At 69.7% G+C, this 19,078-nt stretch carries 14 protein-coding genes; 10 read left to right on the forward strand and 4 right to left on the reverse strand.

The window, feature by feature from the left end; translation table 11 throughout:
* Window positions 1–165: 165 nt before the first annotated feature.
* The 6 genes from ACLVWQ_RS07635 to ACLVWQ_RS07660 all read left to right on the forward strand — a co-directional run bounded on the left by ACLVWQ_RS07635 (window position 166) and on the right by ACLVWQ_RS07660 (window position 7,061).
* Complete coding sequence (locus tag ACLVWQ_RS07635; protein ID WP_414107463.1) at window positions 166–1,449, forward strand: DUF4190 domain-containing protein; 1,284 nt, start codon at window positions 166–168, stop codon at window positions 1,447–1,449.
* Between the two features lie 191 nt (window positions 1,450–1,640).
* Window positions 1,641–2,393: a GntR family transcriptional regulator gene (locus tag ACLVWQ_RS07640; RefSeq protein ID WP_414107464.1), complete on the forward strand. Its 753-nt coding sequence runs from the start codon at window positions 1,641–1,643 to the stop codon at window positions 2,391–2,393.
* A 271-nt stretch (window positions 2,394–2,664) separates the two neighbouring features.
* Complete coding sequence (locus ACLVWQ_RS07645; RefSeq protein WP_414107465.1) at window positions 2,665–2,847, forward strand: SPOR domain-containing protein; 183 nt, start codon at window positions 2,665–2,667, stop codon at window positions 2,845–2,847.
* 41 nt (window positions 2,848–2,888) lie between these two features.
* On the forward strand, window positions 2,889–3,308 hold the full coding sequence (locus ACLVWQ_RS07650; RefSeq protein ID WP_414107466.1) for a (deoxy)nucleoside triphosphate pyrophosphohydrolase: 420 nt from the start codon (window positions 2,889–2,891) through the stop codon (window positions 3,306–3,308).
* Window positions 3,309–3,715: 407 nt separating this feature from the next.
* Entirely contained in the window at window positions 3,716–4,123 is a 408-nt protein-coding gene (locus tag ACLVWQ_RS07655) for an ATP-binding protein (RefSeq protein ID WP_414107467.1), read from the forward strand.
* Between the two features lie 250 nt (window positions 4,124–4,373).
* The gene (locus ACLVWQ_RS07660) at window positions 4,374–7,061 is read left to right on the forward strand and encodes a SpoIIE family protein phosphatase (RefSeq protein WP_414107468.1); all 2,688 of its coding nucleotides are present in this window, start codon (window positions 4,374–4,376) and stop codon (window positions 7,059–7,061) included.
* 45 nt (window positions 7,062–7,106) lie between these two features.
* Here ACLVWQ_RS07660 and ACLVWQ_RS07665 read toward each other — a convergent pair whose 3' ends face one another.
* From ACLVWQ_RS07665 to ACLVWQ_RS07680, 4 genes are read right to left on the reverse strand one after another with little or no spacing between them, the layout of a single operon-like run.
* The gene (locus tag ACLVWQ_RS07665; protein ID WP_414107469.1) at window positions 7,107–7,883 is read right to left on the reverse strand and encodes a succinate dehydrogenase/fumarate reductase iron-sulfur subunit; all 777 of its coding nucleotides are present in this window, start codon (window positions 7,881–7,883) and stop codon (window positions 7,107–7,109) included.
* Window positions 7,880–9,871: a fumarate reductase/succinate dehydrogenase flavoprotein subunit gene (locus tag ACLVWQ_RS07670; RefSeq protein ID WP_414107470.1), complete on the reverse strand. Its 1,992-nt coding sequence runs from the start codon at window positions 9,869–9,871 to the stop codon at window positions 7,880–7,882. The genes ACLVWQ_RS07665 and ACLVWQ_RS07670 overlap by 4 nt, the downstream gene beginning before the upstream one ends.
* Window positions 9,872–9,894: 23 nt before the next feature.
* Window positions 9,895–10,716 carry a hypothetical protein gene (locus tag ACLVWQ_RS07675; RefSeq protein ID WP_414107471.1) on the reverse strand — a complete coding sequence of 274 codons (822 nt, stop codon included), beginning with the start codon at window positions 10,714–10,716 and terminating at the stop codon, window positions 9,895–9,897.
* Between the two features lie 19 nt (window positions 10,717–10,735).
* The gene (locus ACLVWQ_RS07680) at window positions 10,736–11,026 is read right to left on the reverse strand and encodes a hypothetical protein (RefSeq protein WP_414107472.1); all 291 of its coding nucleotides are present in this window, start codon (window positions 11,024–11,026) and stop codon (window positions 10,736–10,738) included.
* Between the two features lie 375 nt (window positions 11,027–11,401).
* Here ACLVWQ_RS07680 and ACLVWQ_RS07685 point away from each other — a divergent pair, with 375 nt between their 5' ends.
* From ACLVWQ_RS07685 to ACLVWQ_RS07700, 4 genes are all read left to right on the forward strand, one after another.
* Complete coding sequence (locus tag ACLVWQ_RS07685; protein ID WP_414107473.1) at window positions 11,402–13,609, forward strand: ABC transporter family substrate-binding protein; 2,208 nt, start codon at window positions 11,402–11,404, stop codon at window positions 13,607–13,609.
* A gap of 180 nt (window positions 13,610–13,789) precedes the next feature.
* Window positions 13,790–15,697 (forward strand): translational GTPase TypA, encoded by a 1,908-nt coding sequence (typA, locus tag ACLVWQ_RS07690; RefSeq protein ID WP_414107474.1) that lies wholly within the window; start codon window positions 13,790–13,792, stop codon window positions 15,695–15,697.
* Window positions 15,698–16,131: 434 nt separating this feature from the next.
* The gene (locus ACLVWQ_RS07695; protein WP_414107475.1) at window positions 16,132–17,169 is read left to right on the forward strand and encodes an ABC transporter permease; all 1,038 of its coding nucleotides are present in this window, start codon (window positions 16,132–16,134) and stop codon (window positions 17,167–17,169) included.
* Between the two features lie 101 nt (window positions 17,170–17,270).
* Window positions 17,271–19,073, forward strand: a complete 1,803-nt coding sequence (locus ACLVWQ_RS07700; protein ID WP_414107476.1) for an ABC transporter substrate-binding protein — start codon at window positions 17,271–17,273, stop codon at window positions 19,071–19,073.
* Window positions 19,074–19,078 lie beyond the last annotated feature (5 nt).

The following is a 19,078-nucleotide window of genomic DNA, read 5'->3' on the forward strand; positions in this document are numbered from 1 at the left end:
CGGGTGGCACAGGACGGCTGCGCGGGGTGGGGGACACAGTTCGGCACCGCGTTTACGATGCGCTTTGTCGTATGTCCTGTCGTACGTCTTGTCGTATGTCCTACCGTGCGTCAGTTCCGCATCACCGGACACCACCACACCACTTGGAAGAGGAGCACGGTACTAGTGGAGATACCCCCGCCCGGCGACCCCCAGCAGCCCCAGCCCCCGCAACAGCCGCAGGGACAGGGGTACGCGCCGTATCCGGGGGCGCCGTACCCGTACCAGGGTCAGGGGCCGGGGCCGTACGGGCCGCAGGGGCCGGTCCCTTACGGGTATCAGCCCTGGGGGCACGGCTACTCCCCGTACAACAGCCCGCCGCCCGTCAACGGCCTCGCCATCACCGCGCTGGTCTTCGGCGTCCAGTGCTTCCTGCCGCTGGTCGGCCTGATCTTCGGCATCTTCGCCCTGGTGCAGATCAAGAAGAAGGGCCATCGCGGCAAGGGCCTGGCCGTCACCGGCATGGTCCTCTCCGGGCTCGGCACCGCGGTCCTCGCGCTCACGCTCGCCGTCAGCGGGCCCGGCTTCTGGGACGACCTCAAGGAGAACGCGCGCGACACGAACGAGAGCGGCGCCTCCTTCTCCGTGGACCGGGGCGAGTGCTTCGACACGCCGGGCGGCGCCCTGGAGGGCATGGCCGAGAGCGTCGACACGGTGCCCTGCGAGGGTGAGCACGACGCCGAGGTCTTCGCGAACTTCCAGCTGCCGGGCGGCGGTTACCCCGGGGACGACGCCGTCGCCGAGGCCGCCGACGACCGGTGCTACGCGCTCCAGTACGCCTACGCGATGGACTCCTGGGCCGTCCCGGAGGACGTCGACGTCTACTACTTCACGCCCACGCGTGACAGCTGGGGTCTCGGCGACCGGGAGGTCAGCTGCCTGTTCGGCAACGTCGACGAGCGGGGCACCCTGACCGGCTCGCTGCGCCAGGACTCGACGAACCTCGACGCCGACCAGCTCGCCTATCTCAAGGCGGCGCGGGTCCTCAACGAGGCGATGGACTCGGTGCCCGACGCGGAGCGCATCGAGGACGACCTGCCCGGCCACAAGGCGTGGGCGAGCAGGGTCGCGGACGCCACCACCGAGCAGGCGGGACTGCTTCGCGGCCATGAGTGGCCCGCCGACGCGAGGAAGCCGGTCGGCACGATCGTCGAGGACCTTCAGTCGGCGACGGAGGAGTGGGCCGCCGCGGCGAAGTCCTCCGACGCGGACACCTTCTACGTGCACTACGACAAGGCGTACGGCCTCACCGACGGGTCGAAGACGGTCGCGGCACGCGAGGCTCTGGGGCTCGCGACGGTCCCGCCGGTCTACGACGGCGAGGATGGTGGTGACGGCGACGACGACGGCGGTGGCACCGGTGAGGGCGGTGGCGGCAGCGGCTCGGGGGGCAGCGGTGCCGCGGTGTGACGGCTCGGTGCGGCAGTCGTGCGGGTCGTCGTGCCGAGGTGTGGCGGGCGGCTCCCTGGGGGAGGAAGCGCCTGCGTAATGCCCTGAGAACCGCAGGTCATCACATCGAGTGATTCTCTGGCCATCACTTGCCTGGCACAACCCACGGTTGCCACCCTGTTGCTGTCTGTACAACCCGACGGGAGTGGTCAGTGACATTCGGTGAGCAGCCGGCGTATCTGCGCGTCGCAGGCGATCTCCGCAAGAAGATCGTCGACGGATCGCTGCCACCGCACACCCGGCTTCCGTCGCAGGCCAGGATCCGCGAGGAGTACGGGGTCTCGGACACGGTCGCCCTGGAGGCCCGCAAGGTGCTGATGGCCGAGGGGCTGGTCGAGGGCCGCTCCGGGTCCGGCACGTATGTGCGCGAGCGCCCGGTGCCCCGCCGTATCGCCCGCTCCGGGTACCGGCCGCAGAGCGGCGCGACACCGTTCCGGCAGGAGCAGGCCGACCTGGCCGTGCGGGGTACGTGGGAGTCGCAGAGCGCGCAGGCCGAGGCGAGCGGTGCCGTGGCCGAGCGGCTCGGCATCGAGGCCGGCGAGCGCGTGATGTGCACGAAGTACGTCTTCCGGGACGCCGGCGAGGCGATGATGCTCTCCACTTCCTGGGAGCCCCTCGCCGTCACGGGCCGCACCCCGGTGATGCTCCCCGAGGAGGGGCCCCTCGGCGGCATGGGGGTCGTCGAGCGCATGGCCGCCATCGACGTGGTCGTGGACAACGTCACGGAGGAGGTGGGCGCGCGCCCCGGTCTCGCCGAGGAGCTGTCGGCGCTGGGGGGTGTGCCGGGGCACGTCGTGGTCGTCATCCAGCGGACGTACTACGCCTCGGGGCGGGCGGTGGAGACGGCGGACGTGGTGGTACCGGCGGACCGGTACCGGATCGCGTACCACCTGCCGGTGAGGTAGCGGGTGGGGTAGGCCGTTCTTCGGCCGTTCTCCGGTCGCCGTCGTGGTGGGGCCGGTGCCGGTCAGCGGGCGCGTCCGGGAGAGTGCGCCCTCCCTGGGGGCGGCCTGTACTGGCTGGTTGCGTACCCCGGCGCACACCTCATGCGTACCTCTTTGTGAAAAGCCGTATTCGCTGCGTGAAGGTTAGGCGTAGGCTCCGGCATATGCGGATTGCGGTTTCCTTATGGGACGGGGCTGGGCGCGAACCGGGGGCGGGGAGCGGAGGGGCGCGATGAACGACGGCACGATCACACTTCCCTGGCTCGTCATACGACAGGACGACAACGGCAATCGCTACCGCGTCGGCAGGTACGCGACCCGGGCGGAGGCCCAGAAGGTCGTGGACCGGCTCGACGGGCGTGGGCACAAGCAGCTGTACTGGGTCGAGCGGATCGCGCAGAACGGCTCCAGGTGACCGGCGCCTGAGGGTTCGTACCGCTCCCGTAGGCTCCGCGCATGACCGAACAGATCGTCGTGGTGGGGGCCGCTGTACTGAGTGACGGGCGCCTTCTTGCCGCTCGCCGCAGTGCGCCCGCGGAGCTGGCCGGGCGCTGGGAGTTACCCGGGGGGAAGGTCGAACCCGGGGAGAGCTCCGAGCAGGCCCTGGTACGGGAGCTCCGTGAGGAGTTGGGGGTCGAGGCGGAGCCGGTGGAGCGGGTGCCGGGGGAGTTCTCCCTGAAGGCGCCGTACGTGCTCCACGTCTGGACCGCTCGGCTGGTGCCGGGGTCGCCCGATCCGGTGGCTCTTCAGGACCATGACGAGCTGCGCTGGCTGACACCGGACGAGGTGTGGGACGTCGACTGGCTGGACCAGGACGTGGGAGCGGTACTCGAAGTGGTCCGCGGCGCTTGGGGAAGCGGCACACCGGTGGCATGACACACGCCCCGCACCGCCTCGGAGGGGCGCGGGGAACGGCGCACTCGGCCACACCCGACCCGCACAGGGCGAACGGGCCCGGGGGGCGTGGGCGAAGCCCCGCCTTCGAGGGGCGCGGGGAACGGCGCGCCCAGCCACACACAACCCGCACCCGACGAACGGGCCCGGGGGAGGCGTGGGCGAAGCCCCGCCTTCGAACTGCGCGGCCAGCCCCCGTGCGCCCCGCACCCGGCACACGGGCCGTCCGTGGGACCCTCGTCCTCCCGGGGTGCATGGGACGACTGATGCGAGTCCGGAGTACGCCGTTCGCGCCACAGTGCACCTTCGCGGACGGTACTCCGCCCGGGATATCGGGTATGTGCCCATTAACCCCATGAAACCGGACACGGTCCGCCGCGGGCCTGGGAGTGATCTGCGTGATCCACACCGAGGGCGACATCGCCGAGTGGACCTTCCCCGCGGATCCGGGCGCCGTCAGAACCGCCCGCACCGTCGTCCGGGGCCAACTGGGCTTCTGGGGCCTCGAAGCCCTGAGCGATGTCACCGTGCTGCTGGTCAGCGAGCTGGTGACCAACTCCCTGCGGTATGCGACGGGCCCCATCGGCGTACGTCTCGTACGGACCGAGGGCCCCCTCGGCGTGCTGCTCGTGGAGGTCTCCGACCCCCTGCCCGACCCACCCCGCGCGCGTTCCGCCCAGCCCGACGACGAAACCGGCAGAGGACTCCAGCTGGTGGCGAACTCCTCGCGCCGCTGGGGCACCAGACCTGGCGAAACGGGCAAGACGGTGTGGTTCGAACTCGCCGTCCCCGGCTGATCGCGGACCCGCCGGAGGCAACCGCGGGCGATCAAGCCGGCCCCGTGCGCGGAGGACCGGCCCAGACGTGGTTCGACGGGGCGCCACGTGGTTAGAAGACTGGGAGTGTTTGTCGCAGCCGGTCCTAAAAGCATCGGGACCGTGCTGTGATCGTGAACACCGTGTTGTGCGGCACCGTAGTGCTGGATACTGCGGGCAGCCGCTGTCGGTGACCGGTGCCGGGCGCGGTGAGCTGGAGGGGACGGTTCGCGTGAGCGAGATACCAGCGAAGGCCACGGAGTCCGAGATTCCGTCGGGCGGCGCGATGGCTGATGCGATGGCTGATGCGACGGCCGGCGATGGCGCCGCGCCCGCGGTGGGCGGCACGTCGGACAGGACGCCGCGCCAAGTGCCGTACGGCGCGGACGCTCCGAGCGGTACGCACGGCGAGGCGACCGGTGACGTCGTCTGGCAGAGCAGCCCGCCCGGCTCGATCTACGACTACATCAAGGTCGCCTCGTTCTCGATCGGCCCCGACGGCCTCGTCGACCAGTGGAGCCTGCGCGCCGAGCAGCTCTTCGGCATCCGCGCGGACCGAGCCGTGGGCATGGACCCCATCGAGGCCTTCGTCGCCGAGGACCGACGCGACTTCGGGCAGCGGAAGATGGCCGAGGTGCTCGACGGCAGGGAGTGGACCGGCGTGGTCCCCTTCCGGCTGCCCGACCCCGAGGGCACCGGCGAGGTCACCGAGGGACTCGCCGAGATCTACGTCATGCCGACGCGGACCGAGGAGGGCGAGCGGGCCGCCGTGTGCATCGTCGTGGACGTACGCACCCTGCGCAGCATCGAAACGGACCTCGCCGCCTCACAGGCAATTTTCGGTCAATCTCCCTTCGGCTTCCTCCTGATCGACCCGGACCTGCGGATCCGCCGCGCCAACCAGCGGTTCGCCTCGACCTTCGGCGGCACGGTCGACGAGCACCGCGGCCGCACCGTGCGGGACTATCTGCCGCCGGGCGAGGCCGACCGGGTCTCGGCGATACTGCACCGGGTCCTGGAGACGGGCGACTCCGTCACCGAGATGCTGGTCACGGGCACCACGCCCGGCTCCACCGAGCGCCGCCACTGGTCCATCAACCTCTACCGCGTACACGGCGGTTCGGGCCGGCCGATCGGTATCGCATGGCTGGCCACCGACATCACCGCGCGCCGCGCCGCCGCCCGCGAGGCCGCGCAGGCCCGGCGCAATCTCGCCCTGCTGAACGAGGCGGGCACCCGGATAGGGAACTCGCTCGACCTGGAGACCACCGCCCGCGAACTCCTCGACGTGGCCGTCCCCGGCTTCTGCGACCTGGCCTCCGTCGACCTCTACCAAGGTCTGCTCGCCGGTGACGAGACCCCGCCGGGCCTGCCCGACGGCAGCGCCGAACTGCGCCGGGTCGCCTTCGCCAGCGCCGTCGCCGACGCGCCCTTCGTCGGCGGCACGAAGCCCGTCAGCGTCGGCGCGGTCCACCACTTCGCCTTCAACTCCACCTGTGCGGACGCCCTGCGCACCGCCCGGCCGCAGTTCGTCCCGGCCGAGGAGGGTGGCCTGATCCAGTCCACGCTCGCGGTGCCGATGGTCGCCCACGACACGGTCGTCGGGCTCGTCCAGTTCTCCCGTACCAAGGGCAGCGAGCCGTTCGGGGAACGCGACCGGCTGCTGGCGGTCGAGCTGGCGGCCCGCGCGGCCGTCTGTATCGACAACGCCCGCCTGTACCGCCGCGAGCACGAACGCGCCCTGATCCTCCAGCGCTCCCTGCTGCCTCCCGACGACCCGGAGGCCTCCGGCCTGGACATCGCCTGCCGCTACCTCCCGGGGAACGCGGCCACGGAGGTCGGCGGCGACTGGTTCGACGTCATCGAACTGCCGGGGCACCGCACGGCGCTGGTCGTCGGCGACGTCATGGGGCGCGGTCTGCGGGCCGCCGTCGCGATGGGCGAACTGCGCACGGCCGTACGCACCCTGGCCCTGCTCGACCTCGAACCGGCCGAGGTGCTCTCCGCGCTGGACGAGATCGCCCGCGGTCTGGGCGCACCGGGCGGCACCCAGCAATCTACGCGCGGTGCCCGGCAGTCCCGGGACGCCGACCTCTCCGAGGTGTACCTCGCCACCTGCGTGTACGCGGTCTACGACTCGGTCACCCGCCGCATCACGTTCGCCAACGCCGGCCATCTCCCGCCGGTCCTGGTCGAGCCGGGCGAGAGCGCGCTCATGCTCGACGTACCGCCGGGGATGCCGCTCGGCGTCGGCGGCGAGCCCTTCGAGGAGGTGGAGGTCGAACTCCCCGAGGGCGCCCTCCTGGCGCTCTACACGGACGGTCTGGTCGAGTCCCGCGACCACCCCCTGGACGAGGGCCTGCAGGCGTTCGTCGGCGCTCTCACCGACCCCTCCGACCCGCTGGAGGACGTCTGCGACCACGTCCTCAACACCCTCGACACGCACCACGGCGAGGACGACATCGCGCTGCTGATGGCACGTGTCCAGGGGCTGCCGGCCGATTCGGTCGGCGACTGGACGCTGCCGCGCGAACCGCGCAGTGTGGGCCGCGCACGCGAACTGGCCCGGAACCAACTGGTCGGCTGGGGCCTGGAACCGCTCGTCGACACGGCCGAGCTGCTGGTCAGTGAACTCGTCACCAACGCCCTGCGCTACGGCGAGGGCGAGATCCGGCTGCGGCTCCTCCTCGACCGCACCCTGGTCTGCGAGGTCTGGGACGCCGGCCTGGTCCAGCCGCGCCGCCGCCGGGCCCGCGACACGGACGAGGGCGGCCGCGGACTCCAGCTGGTGGGCCTCCTCAGCGCCGCCTGGGGCTCCCGCCGCACCCCCCGCGGCAAGACGGTGTGGTTCGAACTCCCCCTGCCCAACGGAGGGAAGCCCCTCGCTGACCCGGCGGAGGCCATCCTGAGCCTGTTCTGAAGCCCGTACGGGCCCGCCCGCCCCCGCCGCCGCCGGCCCACCGCCTCAGTCTCCCGGGGACCGCCTCCTGATCTTCGAACCCAGCCAGACCAGGGGGTCGTACTTGCGGTCGGCCGCCCGTTCCTTCAGAGGGATCAGCGCGTTGTCCGTGATCTTGATGCCCTCGGGGCAGACCTCCGTGCAGCACTTGGTGATGTTGCAGTAGCCGAGCCCGTGCTCGTCCTGCGCGGTCCTCTTGCGGTCCAGGCCGCTCGCGTCGGCCGCGTCCAGCGGGTGCATGTCCAGCTCGGCCACCCGCATCAGGAAGCGCGGGCCGGCGAAGGCGGTCTTGTTCTCCTCGTGGTCGCGCACCACATGGCAGGTGTCCTGGCACAGGAAGCACTCGATGCACTTGCGGAACTCCTGCGACCGGTCCACGTCCTCCTGCATCATCCGGTACTCACCGGGCCCGACCCCGTCCGGCGGCACGAACGCGGGCACCTCCCGCGCCTTCGTGTAGTTGAAGCCGACGTCGGTGACGAGGTCGCGGATCACGGGGAAGGCCCGCAGCGGAGTCACCGTGATGGTCTCCGCGCGCGTGAACACCGACATCCGGGTCATGCACAGCAGCCGCGGCCGGCCGTTGACCTCCGCCGAACACGAACCGCACTTGCCCGCCTTGCAGTTCCAGCGCACGGCGAGGTCCGGGGCCTGGGTCGCCTGGAGCCGGTGGATGATGTCGAGGACCACCTCGCCGTCGTTCACCTCGACCCCGAAGTCCTCCAGGCCGCCGCCCCCGACATCTCCGCGCCACACCTTGAAGCGGGCTTCGTAGCTGCTCACTCGTAGAGCTCCTCTTCGGCGAGGTACTTGACCAGCTCCTCCTTCTCGAAGAGGGCGAGCAGGTCGGGGCGGATGGGCTCGGTGGTCTCCCGGGCGAGGTCGATCTGGCCGTGCACCGGGTCCGTGGCGGCCAGGCCGCCCGTGGGATCGGTCAGCCGGCACAGCAGGTTGACGCGCCGCCAGGCCCGGTCCATCGCCGGATGGTCCTCCCGGGTGTGGCCGCCGCGCGACTCGGTGCGCTCCAGCGCGGCCCGTGCCACGCATTCGCTGACGAGCAGCATGTTCCGCAGGTCCAGCGCGAGGTGCCAGCCCGGGTTGAACTGCCGGTGCCCCTCGACCCCGGCCCGCCGGGCCCGTACCCGCAGGTCCGCGAGTTTCTCCAGGGCCGTCTCCATCTCGGCCTCCCGGCGGATGATGCCGACGAGGTCGTTCATCGCCTGCTGGAGCTCCTGGTGGAGGGTGTACGGGTTCTCGGGCGGGCGGCTGACACGGGGGGCGTCCTGGGGGCCCTCGCCCGCCCCCTCGCCCTCGGCGGCCGGCTCGGGGCCCTCCGCCGAGAAGGGGCGCAGCGCCTCCGCGGCCGCCGTGTCGATCTGCACCTCGTCCACCAGGGGGCGTTCACCGGCGGGCCCGGTGAGGCCGGTGGCGTACCGGGCGGCGTGCAGTCCGGCCCGCCGCCCGAACACCAGGAGGTCGGAGAGGGAGTTCCCGCCCAGCCGGTTGGAGCCGTGCATACCGCCCGCGACCTCACCGGCCGCGAACAGGCCCGGCACCCCGCGGGCCGCCGCGGTGTCCGACTCGACCGCGATCCCGCCCATCACGTAGTGACAGGTCGGCCCGACCTCCATCGCCTCGGCGGTGATGTCGACGTCCGCGAGCTCCTTGAACTGGTGGTACATGGACGGCAGCCGGCGCCTGATCACCTCGGCGGGCATCCGGGTGGAGACGTCCAGGAACACTCCGCCGTGCGGCGAGCCGCGGCCCGCCTTCACCTCCGAGTTGATGGCCCGCGCGACCTCGTCCCGGGGAAGCAGTTCGGGTGGCCGCCGGTTGTGGTCCGGATCCTCGTACCACCGGTCGCCCTCCTCCTCGGACTGCGCGTACTTCTCCTTGAACACGTCCGGGATGTACTCGAACATGAACCGCTTGCCCTCGGAGTTCCTGAGCACCCCGCCGTCCCCGCGCACCGACTCCGTGACGAGGATCCCCTTCACGGACGGCGGCCAGACCATGCCGGTCGGATGGAACTGCACGAACTCCATGTTCAGCAGCGGCGCCCCCGCGAGCAGCGCGAGGGCGTGCCCGTCGCCCGTGTACTCCCACGAGTTCGACGTCACCTTGAAGGACTTGCCGATGCCGCCGGTGGCGACCACCACCGAGGGCGCCTCCAGGACGAAGAACCGGCCGGACTCCCGCTCGTAGCAGAAGGTCCCGGCGACCCGGGGGCCCTCCTTCAGGATCCGGGTGACCGTGCACTCCTGGTAGACCTTCAGGCGTGACTCGTAGTCGCCGGTCTCCTTGAAGTCCTCCTGCTGGAGCGACACGATCTTCTGCTGGAGCGTGCGGATCAGCTCCAGGCCCGTACGGTCGCCGACGTGGGCGAGCCGCGGGTACTCGTGCCCGCCGAAGTTGCGCTGGGAGATGCGCCCGTCGCCGGTGCGGTCGAAGAGCGCGCCCCAGGTCTCCAGCTCCCACACGCGGTCGGGGGCCTCCTGCGCGTGCAGCTCGGCCATCCGCCACTGGTTGAGGAACTTCCCGCCGCGCAGGGTGTCGCGGAAGTGGACCTGCCAGTTGTCGCCGGAGTTGACGTTGCCCATGGCGGCCGCGATGCCGCCCTCGGCCATCACCGTATGGGCCTTGCCGAACAGCGACTTGCAGATCACGGCCGTACGCGCGCCGCGTTCCCGCGCCTCGATGGCGGCCCTCAGGCCGGCGCCCCCGGCACCGACCACGACGACGTCCCACTCCTGCCGGTCGACCACGGACATCAGAAGCACCTTTTGTCTGTCTGTTAGAAGAGGGTCGGATCGTCGAAAGCACCGGACGCGACCAGGTACACGTAGAAGTCGGCGAGCGCCACGCTCACCAGCGACGCCCAGGCGAGCAGCATGTGCCGCTCGTTCAGCCGGCCGACCAGCTGCCAGGCCCGGTAGCGCACGGGGTGCTTGGAGAAGTGCTTGAGCTTGCCGCCGACGATGTGCCGGCACGAGTGGCAGGAGAGGGTGTAGGCCCAGATCAGCGTGATGTTGACGAGGAACACGAGCGTGCCGAGGCCCATGTGGCCCCACTCGTACTCCTCGTTGCGGAAGGAGAGGACCGTGTCGTATGTGAGGATCCCGGCGACCGGCACCGCCGCGTAGAAGAAGTAGCGGTGGATGTTCTGCAGGACCAGCGGGAAGCGGGTCTCACCCGAGTACTTCTTGTGGGGCTCGGCGACCGCGCAGGCCGGTGGCGAGGCCCAGAAGCCGCGATAGTAGGCCTTGCGGTAGTAGTAGCAGGTCAGCCGGAAGCCGAGCGGGAAGATCAGAATGAGCAGCGCGGGGGACAGACCCCACCAGCTGCCGAACAGCTCCCAGTTGGGCCCGCTCCTCATCGGCGCGCAGTTCTCCGCCAGGCACGGGGAGTAGAACGGCGAGACGTACGGGGCGGCGTAGTAGTCGGAGTTCGAGAACGCCCGCCAGGTCGAGTAGACGACGAAGGCCAGCAGCCCGGCCGCGGTCACGGCGGGCGCCAGCCACCAGCGGTCGGTCCGCAGATGCGGGGCGGTGATCGCGGCGCGCGTACCGTTGCGTACGCCGCCGCTCTTCAGATGGGGTTCCGTACCAGTGGCCAAGGAGAGCTCCGGTCGGGGATCAGGGGGCGCGACGGTCGCGGGCGCCGAGACCCTCGTCGTCGGAGTCCGTCCACAGGGTGGTGTCGTACGGGGTGTCGGGGATGGACACGAGGTCGGGGCGCTTGGGCTCGGTGAGAGACGGCGTGGCCTCGCGCAGCAGCGCCACGCTCTCGCGCAGGTGATCGGCGTCGGTGCGCACCCGGCGCATCTCCAGGCCGCCACCACCGAACTGGTGTTCCAGACGCTTCACCGATCTCACCAGATCGTCGAGGCAGCGCTGGACGGACGTCAGGTCGTCGTGCACGGACATGGCTAGCCCTCACTTTTGTGGACCCATGGTCCGAGGCGGCAACGTTCATGCGCCTGCGAGTGTCGCGCGTCACACCCGCTGGTGTGAAGGGATGTGCATGGATTGGCGGGGGCGTACGGGTGCATGACCGCTCCGGCGCGCGGGCCCGGCGTGTGGGGCCGGGGGTGTGGGGCCGGGGGTGCGGCCGGGGTGTTGCGCCGCACGGGTGGGCTTCGGCGGCCCTTCGCCGTGTCGCCGCCCGTCGCCGGACCCTTTCCCCTTCAGTGGCCGCAGAGATCTGCGTAGATCTGATCAACTCCAAATAGCACCGAACAGTCACATATCTGATCAGACCGTCCGTGTTCACCTGTGGAGCGGCCCCCGGAGGTACCAGTCATGTCCCACGACGGCGTCGGACTGCGCGCGGTGACGCGCTCGGTCGCGTTCCTCACGGCGGGGGTCCTCGCGGTGCCCGCCCTCGCCGGGTGCAGCGAACAGGACGAGGCCGGGCGGCCCGCCGCCGGCCAGGACATCGCGCCCGCGCAGCGCGACCGGGTCGCCGACGGCGGCACCGTGCGCTGGGCCGTGGACGACGTCCCGGAGACCCTCAACACCTTCCAGGCGGACGCGGACGCCGCCACCTCCCGGGTCGCCGGCGCCGTGCTGCCCTCCCTGTACCGGCTCGACGCGAACGGCAGGCCGCAGCGCAACCCCGACTACCTGGAGTCGGCGAAGGTCGTCGAGCGCGAGCCCCACCAGGTCGTGCTCTACAAGCTCAACCAGCAGGCCGTCTGGAGCGACGGCCGCGAGATCGGCGCCGCGGACTTCGCCGCCCAGTGGCGCGCCCTGTCCGGCAAGGACTCCGCGTACTGGACCGCCCGCAACGCCGGCTACGACCGCATCGAGAAGATCCAGCGGGGCGCGAACGACCTGGAGGTGCGGGTCACCTTCAAGAAGCCGTACGCGGACTGGCAGTCGCTCTTCTCACCGCTGTACCCGAAGAGCGTCATGGGCACCCCGGACACCTTCAACGACAGCGCCCGCCGCAAGCTGAAGATCACCGCGGGGCCGTTCGCCGTCGACTCGATCGACCGCGAGGCCGGCGACATCACCCTGAAGCGCAACCCCCGCTGGTGGGGCAGCCCCGCCAAGCTCTCCCAGCTGGTCCTGCGGGCGGTGCCCCGGGACGAACGGGTCGCCGCGCTGGCCGGCGGGCGGCTCGACCTGGCCGAGATCGACGCGGCCGACGCGCAGCGCGTCACCTCCGCGGGGCGGGGCGGGGACAAGGGCGCACCGCCCGCCCACGGTCCCGGCGCGGCCCTCACCCCGGGCAAGGCGCTGCGTTCCTGGGCGATCGCGAACGGTTCCGACGAGGAGGCGGCCGACGAGGAGGTCACGGCCCGCGAGAAGCGTGCCAAGGCCGTCGCGAAGTACGACCGCCAGCAGTCCGCCCTGAGCGGTTTCGTGGTCCGCAAGTCCCTCGAACCCGCCTTCACCCAGCTCGCGTTGAACGGCTCCAGCGGCCCGCTCGCCGACGAACGCGTCCGCAGGGCAGTGGCCCGCGCCCTGGACCGGGAGGAGCTCGCCCAGGCCGTGCTGAAGCCCCTGGGGCTGCCCGCCGAGCCGGTCGGCAGCCATCTCGCGCTCGCCGGCCAGCACGCGTACGCCGACAGCAGCGGCGCGCTCGGCGGCCAGGACACCCGGGAGGCCCAGGCCCTGCTCTCCGACGCCGGCTGGGTGGCGGGCGGCCCCGTCAAGGAGGAGAAGAAGCCCAAGAAGGCGGCGGGCGCGGAGGCCTCCAAGGCGGCCAGGGCGAGCAAGGACTCCAAGGACTCCAAGGACTCCAAGGACGACACGGACGGCACGTACATCGTGGGGCAGACGGACGGCCAGGACGACAAGCCGGCCGACAGCGACAGCGGCAGCTCCGCCGTGCGCAAGCACCTCGTGCAGGACGGAAAACAGCAGGTCAAGCCGGGCGGCGCCCCGGGCGCGTACGCGCCGATGGGCACGGCCGCGCCGGGCGCCGCGGCGGCACCGCTCGCGAAGAACGGCAAGCCGCTGTCCCTGCGCTTCGTGCTCCCCTCGGGCCCGGGTTCCCAGTCGCTGCGGGAGGTGGGGGAGCGCATCGCCCGGATGCTGGACCGGGTCGGCATCCGCACGGTGATCTCCAAGGTCGAGGACGACAGCTACTTCAAGGACCACATCGCCTCGGGGGAGTACGACCTGGCGCTGTACTCCTGGCCCGCGTCCGCGTTCCCCGCGACCGACGCCCGGCCCATCTACTCCAAGCCGGTCCCGGCGGCCGACGGCTCCCTGAACGTCGAGCAGAACTTCACCCGGGTCGGCACCGACCAGGTGGACCAGCTCTTCGACCAGGCCGTCGCCGAACTGGACGCGGACGAGGCCCGCGCCCTGGTCCGCAAGGCGGACGCCCGCATCTGGGCCACCGCGGGCTCGATCCCCCTCTACCAGCGCCCCCAGCTCACGGCGGCCCGCCCGAACCTCTCCAACACGGGATCCTTCGGCTTCCAGACCCCGTCGTACGAAAACATGGGCTACCTGAAGAACGGTACGAAGCCGCAGGCAAGCAGCGCCCCGTAGGGGGCGCGGGGAACTACGCGCTCGGCCCCCACGGACCCGCACCGGGGGTCGAGGCCGGATCCCCGTCGAGCCCGAGCGGCAGCGTGCCCGTACGATGGGGTAAGGCCGTGGCACGTTTCAGCCCGGCAGGGCCCCGCGCAGCGGATGGCCGTCCACTCACTCCGGGAGAAGCGCCTCAATATGGCCACGCGCCACGACATCCGCAACGTCGCCATCGTCGCCCACGTCGACCACGGCAAGACCACACTGGTCGACGCCATGCTCAAGCAGGCCGGTGCCTTCGCCGCGCACGCCGCCGAGTCGCTCGACGACCGCATGATGGACTCGAACGACCTGGAACGTGAGAAGGGCATCACGATCCTGGCGAAGAACACGGCGGTCAAGTACCACCCGAAGGATGGCGGCGACGTCATCACGATCAACATCATCGACACCCCCGGCCACGCCGACTTCGGCGGCGAGGTAGAGCGCGGTCTGTCGATGGTGGACGCGGTCGTCCTCCTGGTCGACGCGTCCGAGGGTCCGCTGCCGCAGACCCGGTTCGTGCTGCGCAAGGCGCTGCAGGCCCGCCTGCCCGTCATCCTGTGCATCAACAAGACGGACCGTCCCGACTCGCGCATCGACGAGGTCGTGAACGAGGCGTACGACCTCTTCCTCGACCTGGACGCCGACGAGGAGCAGATCGAGTTCCCGATCGTCTACGCGTGCGCGCGGGACGGCGTGGCCTCGCTGACCAAGCCGGAGAACGGCACGGTCCCGGCCGACAGCGACAGCCTGGAGCCGTTCTTCTCCACGATCCTCTCGCACGTCCCGGCCCCGTCGTACGACGAGGACGCCCCGCTCCAGGCGCACGTCACCAACCTGGACGCGGACAACTTCCTCGGCCGTATCGCGCTGCTCCGCGTCGAGCAGGGCGAGCTGCGCAAGGGCCAGACCGTCACCTGGATCAAGCGCGACGGCACGATGTCGAACGTGCGCATCACCGAGCTGCTGATGACCGAGGCACTCACCCGCAAGCCCGCCGAGAAGGCGGGCCCCGGTGACATCTGTGCCGTCGCCGGCATCCCGGACATCATGATCGGTGAGACCCTCGCCGACCCCGAGAACCCCATCGCGCTGCCGCTCATCACGGTCGACGAGCCGGCGATCTCGATGACCATCGGAACGAACAACTCGCCGCTGGTCGGCCGGGGTGCCACCGGCAAGGGGGCGGACGCCAAGGCGGTGGTCAAGGACCGCAAGGTCACCGCCCGCCAGGTCAAGGACCGCCTGGACCGCGAGCTGGTCGGCAACGTCTCGCTGCGGGTGCTCGACACCGAGCGCCCGGACACCTGGGAGGTCCAGGGCCGTGGTGAGCTGGCGCTCGCCATCCTGGTCGAGCAGATGCGCCGCGAGGGCTTCGAGCTGACCATCGGCAAGCCGCAGGTCGTCACCCAGCAGATCGACGGCAAGACCCACGAGCCGGTCGAGCGCATGACGATCGACGTCCCCGAGGAGCACATGGGCGCGGTCACGCAGCTCATGGGCGTCCGCAAGGGCCGGATGGACAACATGTCCAACCACGGCTCGGGCTGGGTCCGGCTGGAGTTCGTCGTGCCGTCCCGCGGTCTCATCGGATTCCGGACGGAGTTCCTCACCGGTACGCGCGGCACCGGCATCGCGCACTCCATCCACGAGGGTCACGAGCCGTGGTTCGGTCCGCTGTCGACCCGTAACAACGGCTCGCTGGTCGCCGACCGCGCCGGGGCCGTCACCGCGTTCGCGATGACGAACCTCCAGGAGCGCGGTGTGCTGTTCACCGACCCCGGCACCGAGGTGTACGAGGGCATGATCGTCGGCGAGAACTCGCGCGCCGACGACATGGACGTGAACATCACCAAGGAGAAGAAGCTCACCAACATGCGGTCGGCCGCCGCCGACTCGTTCGAGGCGATCGTCCCGCCGCGCAAGCTCTCCCTGGAGCAGTCGCTGGAGTTCTGCCGCGACGACGAGTGTGTCGAGGTGACCCCGGAGTCCGTTCGCATCCGCAAGGTCAACCTGGACGCCCGTGAGCGCGGCCGCGCCGCGAGCCGCGCCAAGCACGGCTGACCTGCCCTGTCGGGCCCCTGGAGCGCGCTCCAGGGGCCCTGACGCAGGCCCACCGAAGCGCCCGGTCCTCCGCTCGGCGGAGAGCCGGGCCTTTGGCGTGCCCGCGTGCCGGCGTGGCTGAAACCGGCTCAGTTCGGGCAGCGGTGGAAACGGTACGGCGGCGTTCGCATATCGGGCATTGCCCAATCAAGTTTCGGACACGTAAACGAAATTATCTTCGTGGATGTCTCTTTTGCCGGATCTTGATCTCGCCTGTCAAGCGCGTGCAGGTGTCGTTCTCTGCAATTTTTGTTCAAAATTTCGACAGTAGGGAGATCCCTATGTCTTCCGCCCTTGACGCGCGTTGACCCACTTGGTGAAAGTTCCCTGAAACCACAGAACCTGCCGGTATCTGTGCTGCGCTCAACTCTCCATCCCCCGGGGGAAGAACAAAGATGACCAGTCCAACCAAGGCCGAGGGCTCCGGGCCGTCGGCGGCCTTGGACCCCGAGCTCGACTCGAACGCCGAGCCCGCCGAGGCCGAGAAGCTGGAAGGCCGTTCCCCCGGGCAGCTGATGTGGCATCGCTTCAAGCGAGACCGTACCGGAGTTGTCTCCGCGATCGTGGTGATTTTTTTCTTCGCGATCGCCGCTCTCGCTCCGGTCATCTCGGCGCTGTACGGCAAGGATCCCTACACGCTGTACGCACAGGAGCCCGACTACCCCTTCCTGCTCGACGACTTCGCCATGCCCACCGGCTCCCTCGGGGGAATTTCCGGTGACTTCTGGTTCGGCGTCGAGCCCAAGCTGGGCCGCGACGTGTTCACCATGCTGCTGTACGGCATGCGCACCTCGCTCTTCATGGCCGTGCTCGTCACGGTGTTCAGCGTCCTGACGGGCGTTGTCATCGGTATGGTCAGCGGCTACTTCGGCGGCAAGGTCGACTACTGGCTGGGTCGGATCACCGACTTCTTCCTGGCCTTCCCGCAGCAGTTGTTCTTCATCGCCTTCATGCCGGTGGTCACCGCGATGTTCGTCTCCCCGAAAGACGAGACCCCCACCTATCTGCGTGCGGTGGCGATCATCCTGGTGATGTGGTTCCTCGGCTGGATGGGCATGGCCCGTCTGGTGCGAAGCTCCGTGCTCTCCCTGCGGGAGCGGGAGTTCGTGGAGGCGGCGAAGGTCTCGGGGGCCTCTCCGGCGCGCATCGTGCGCAAGGAGATCCTGCCGAACATCGTCACGCCGATCCTGGTGCAGGGCACGTACATGCTGCCGAGTGCGATCCTCTCGATCGCGTTCCTCAGCTACGTGGGTGTGGGCTTCGTGGAGCCGACGCCGGACTGGGGCCGGATGTTCGCCATCGGCTCCGAGATCTATGAGCAGGACCCCGCGTTCATGTTCTTCCCGGGCATCGCGATGGTGATCTTCGTACTCGCTTTCAACCTTCTCGGCGATTCCGTCCGGGACGCATTCGACCCCAAGACCGGACGCTGACCGTCCATTGGTGGGTGGGGGGGCTGCCACCCCCGTTCCGGGAGACCGGGCCGTCAGGCAGCACTCGTGGACTACAACTGACAGGTAGGTGCATCGGCATCATGAAGGCCATCAGAACGCGCTCCGTGCGCGCCATAGTCGTCGCTGTCGCGGCGGGGTCGTTGGCGCTGACCGGCTGCTCCGACGACAGCGGCAAGAACACCAAGGACGACTCCAAGTCCAAGGAGGACGCCAAGGCGCAGTCGAAGCCTGTCGCCTACGGTGACGCCGCGGCGTCCAACGGTCCGGCCGAGCCGGTGGCCGGGGCCAAAACTGGTGGCACGATCAACGTGTACCAGCAGTCGGACCTGACCCACATGGACCCGGGCCAGATCTACGTCAGCGACGCCGGCCAGTTCTCCAACCTGATCCACCGCGGTCTGACGAACTACCAGGAGGACGCCAAGGGCAACCTGACGGTCGTCGGTGACATCGCCACCGACTCCGGCAAGTCGTCCGACGGCGGCAAGACCTGGACGTACACGCTGAAGGACGGCATCAAGGACGAGGACGGCAACGTCATCACGTCCGCCGACGTCCGCCACAGCATCGAGCGGCTGTACTCGAAGGTCATCTTCGACGGTCCGACGTTCGTGCAGAACTGGCTGTCCGGTGCCGACTACCGCAAGGCGCTGCCCGACGGCCCGTACAAGGGCAAGCACCTGCCGGACTCCGTCCTGGAGACCCCGGACGCCAAGACGGTCGTCTTCCACTTCAAGGCCGCCCAGCCGGACCTCCCGCAGGCCCTGAGCATGGCCGGCTACGCCATCGTGCCCGAGAAGCAGGACACGAAGGAGAAGTACGACAAGGCCCCGGCGGCGCTCGGCCCGTACAAGCTCGCCGAGTACAAGGCCGGCAAGTCCCTGAAGCTGGTCAAGAACGACCAGTGGGACGAGAAGACCGACCCGGTGCGCCACCAGTACGTCGACGGCTACAACTTCACCAACACCGTCAACCAGGCCAGCCAGACCAAGCGTCTGATCGCCGACCAGGGCGAGGCCAAGAACGCCATCCAGTTCACGGACTCGGTGGACCCGGCCCAGCTGTCGACGGTCATCCGTGACGCCGGCGCCAAGAAGCGCACGATCCAGGGCTACCAGGTCTATGTCTGGCAGCTCACCTTCAACCTGGACAGCGCCAAGGTGAAGGACAAGAAGATCCGTGACGCGATCGCCTACGCGATCCCGAACCAGTCCATGGTGCAGGCCGACGGTGGCCGGTACGGCGGTGAGGTCGCGGGTGGTCTGCTGGCCCCGACCCTGCCCGGCTTCGACCCGAAGTACGACCCGTTCGGCAAGCTGAAGAAGCCCAACGGTGACCCGGCGAAGGCCAAGGAGCTCCTCAAGGAGGCCGGCTTCAAGGAGGGCACCAAGCTCAGCTACGCCTACTCCAACACCCCGCGTGGCCAGGCGCAGATGCTGCTCATCAAGGACGCGCTGAACAAGATCGGCTTCGACGTCCAGGCCAAGGAGATCGACCGCGCGACCTTCTACGAGCAGGTCGGCAAGCTGGACAACCCGTTCGACCTGTACATGACCGGCTGGGGCCAGGACTGGCCGTCGCCGTCCACGGTCGTCACCCCCGTCTACGACGGCACGCAGGTCGCCGACGGTTCGTCGAACTACTCGCACATCGACGACAAGCAGGTCAACGACCTCATCCAGAAGGCCCTGACGGAGCAGCCCGAGCAGGCCGCCAAGACCTGGGAAGAGGCGCACCACCGCATCGTGGAGGAGATCAACCCGGCCGTTCCGGTCTACTACTCCAAGCAGATGCAGCTCTACGGTTCGAACATCGGCGGTGCCCGGTTCAGCACGAGGTCGAGCTACATCGACATCAACGACCTGTACCTGAAGCAGCCGTAACCCGT

It is taken from the genome of Streptomyces sp. CWNU-52B (assembly GCF_047444975.1).
Taxonomy (GTDB): Bacteria; Actinomycetota; Actinomycetes; order Streptomycetales; family Streptomycetaceae; genus Streptomyces.

Bases quoted from the DNA above. Each gene is read 5' to 3' on its own strand.
- ACLVWQ_RS07645 (WP_414107465.1), top strand. From the start codon at position 2,665: ATGAACGACGGCACGATCACACTTCCCTGGCTCGTCATACGACAGGAC.
- ACLVWQ_RS07650 (WP_414107466.1), top strand. From the start codon at position 2,889: ATGACCGAACAGATCGTCGTGGTGGGGGCCGCTGTACTGAGTGACGGG.
- ACLVWQ_RS07670 (WP_414107470.1), bottom strand. From the start codon at position 9,871: ATGTCCGTGGTCGACCGGCAGGAGTGGGACGTCGTCGTGGTCGGTGCC.
- ACLVWQ_RS07680 (WP_414107472.1), bottom strand. From the start codon at position 11,026: ATGTCCGTGCACGACGACCTGACGTCCGTCCAGCGCTGCCTCGACGAT.
- ACLVWQ_RS07685 (WP_414107473.1), top strand. From the start codon at position 11,402: ATGTCCCACGACGGCGTCGGACTGCGCGCGGTGACGCGCTCGGTCGCG.
- typA (WP_414107474.1), top strand. From the start codon at position 13,790: ATGGCCACGCGCCACGACATCCGCAACGTCGCCATCGTCGCCCACGTC.
- ACLVWQ_RS07695 (WP_414107475.1), top strand. From the start codon at position 16,132: ATGACCAGTCCAACCAAGGCCGAGGGCTCCGGGCCGTCGGCGGCCTTG.
- ACLVWQ_RS07700 (WP_414107476.1), top strand. From the start codon at position 17,271: ATGAAGGCCATCAGAACGCGCTCCGTGCGCGCCATAGTCGTCGCTGTC.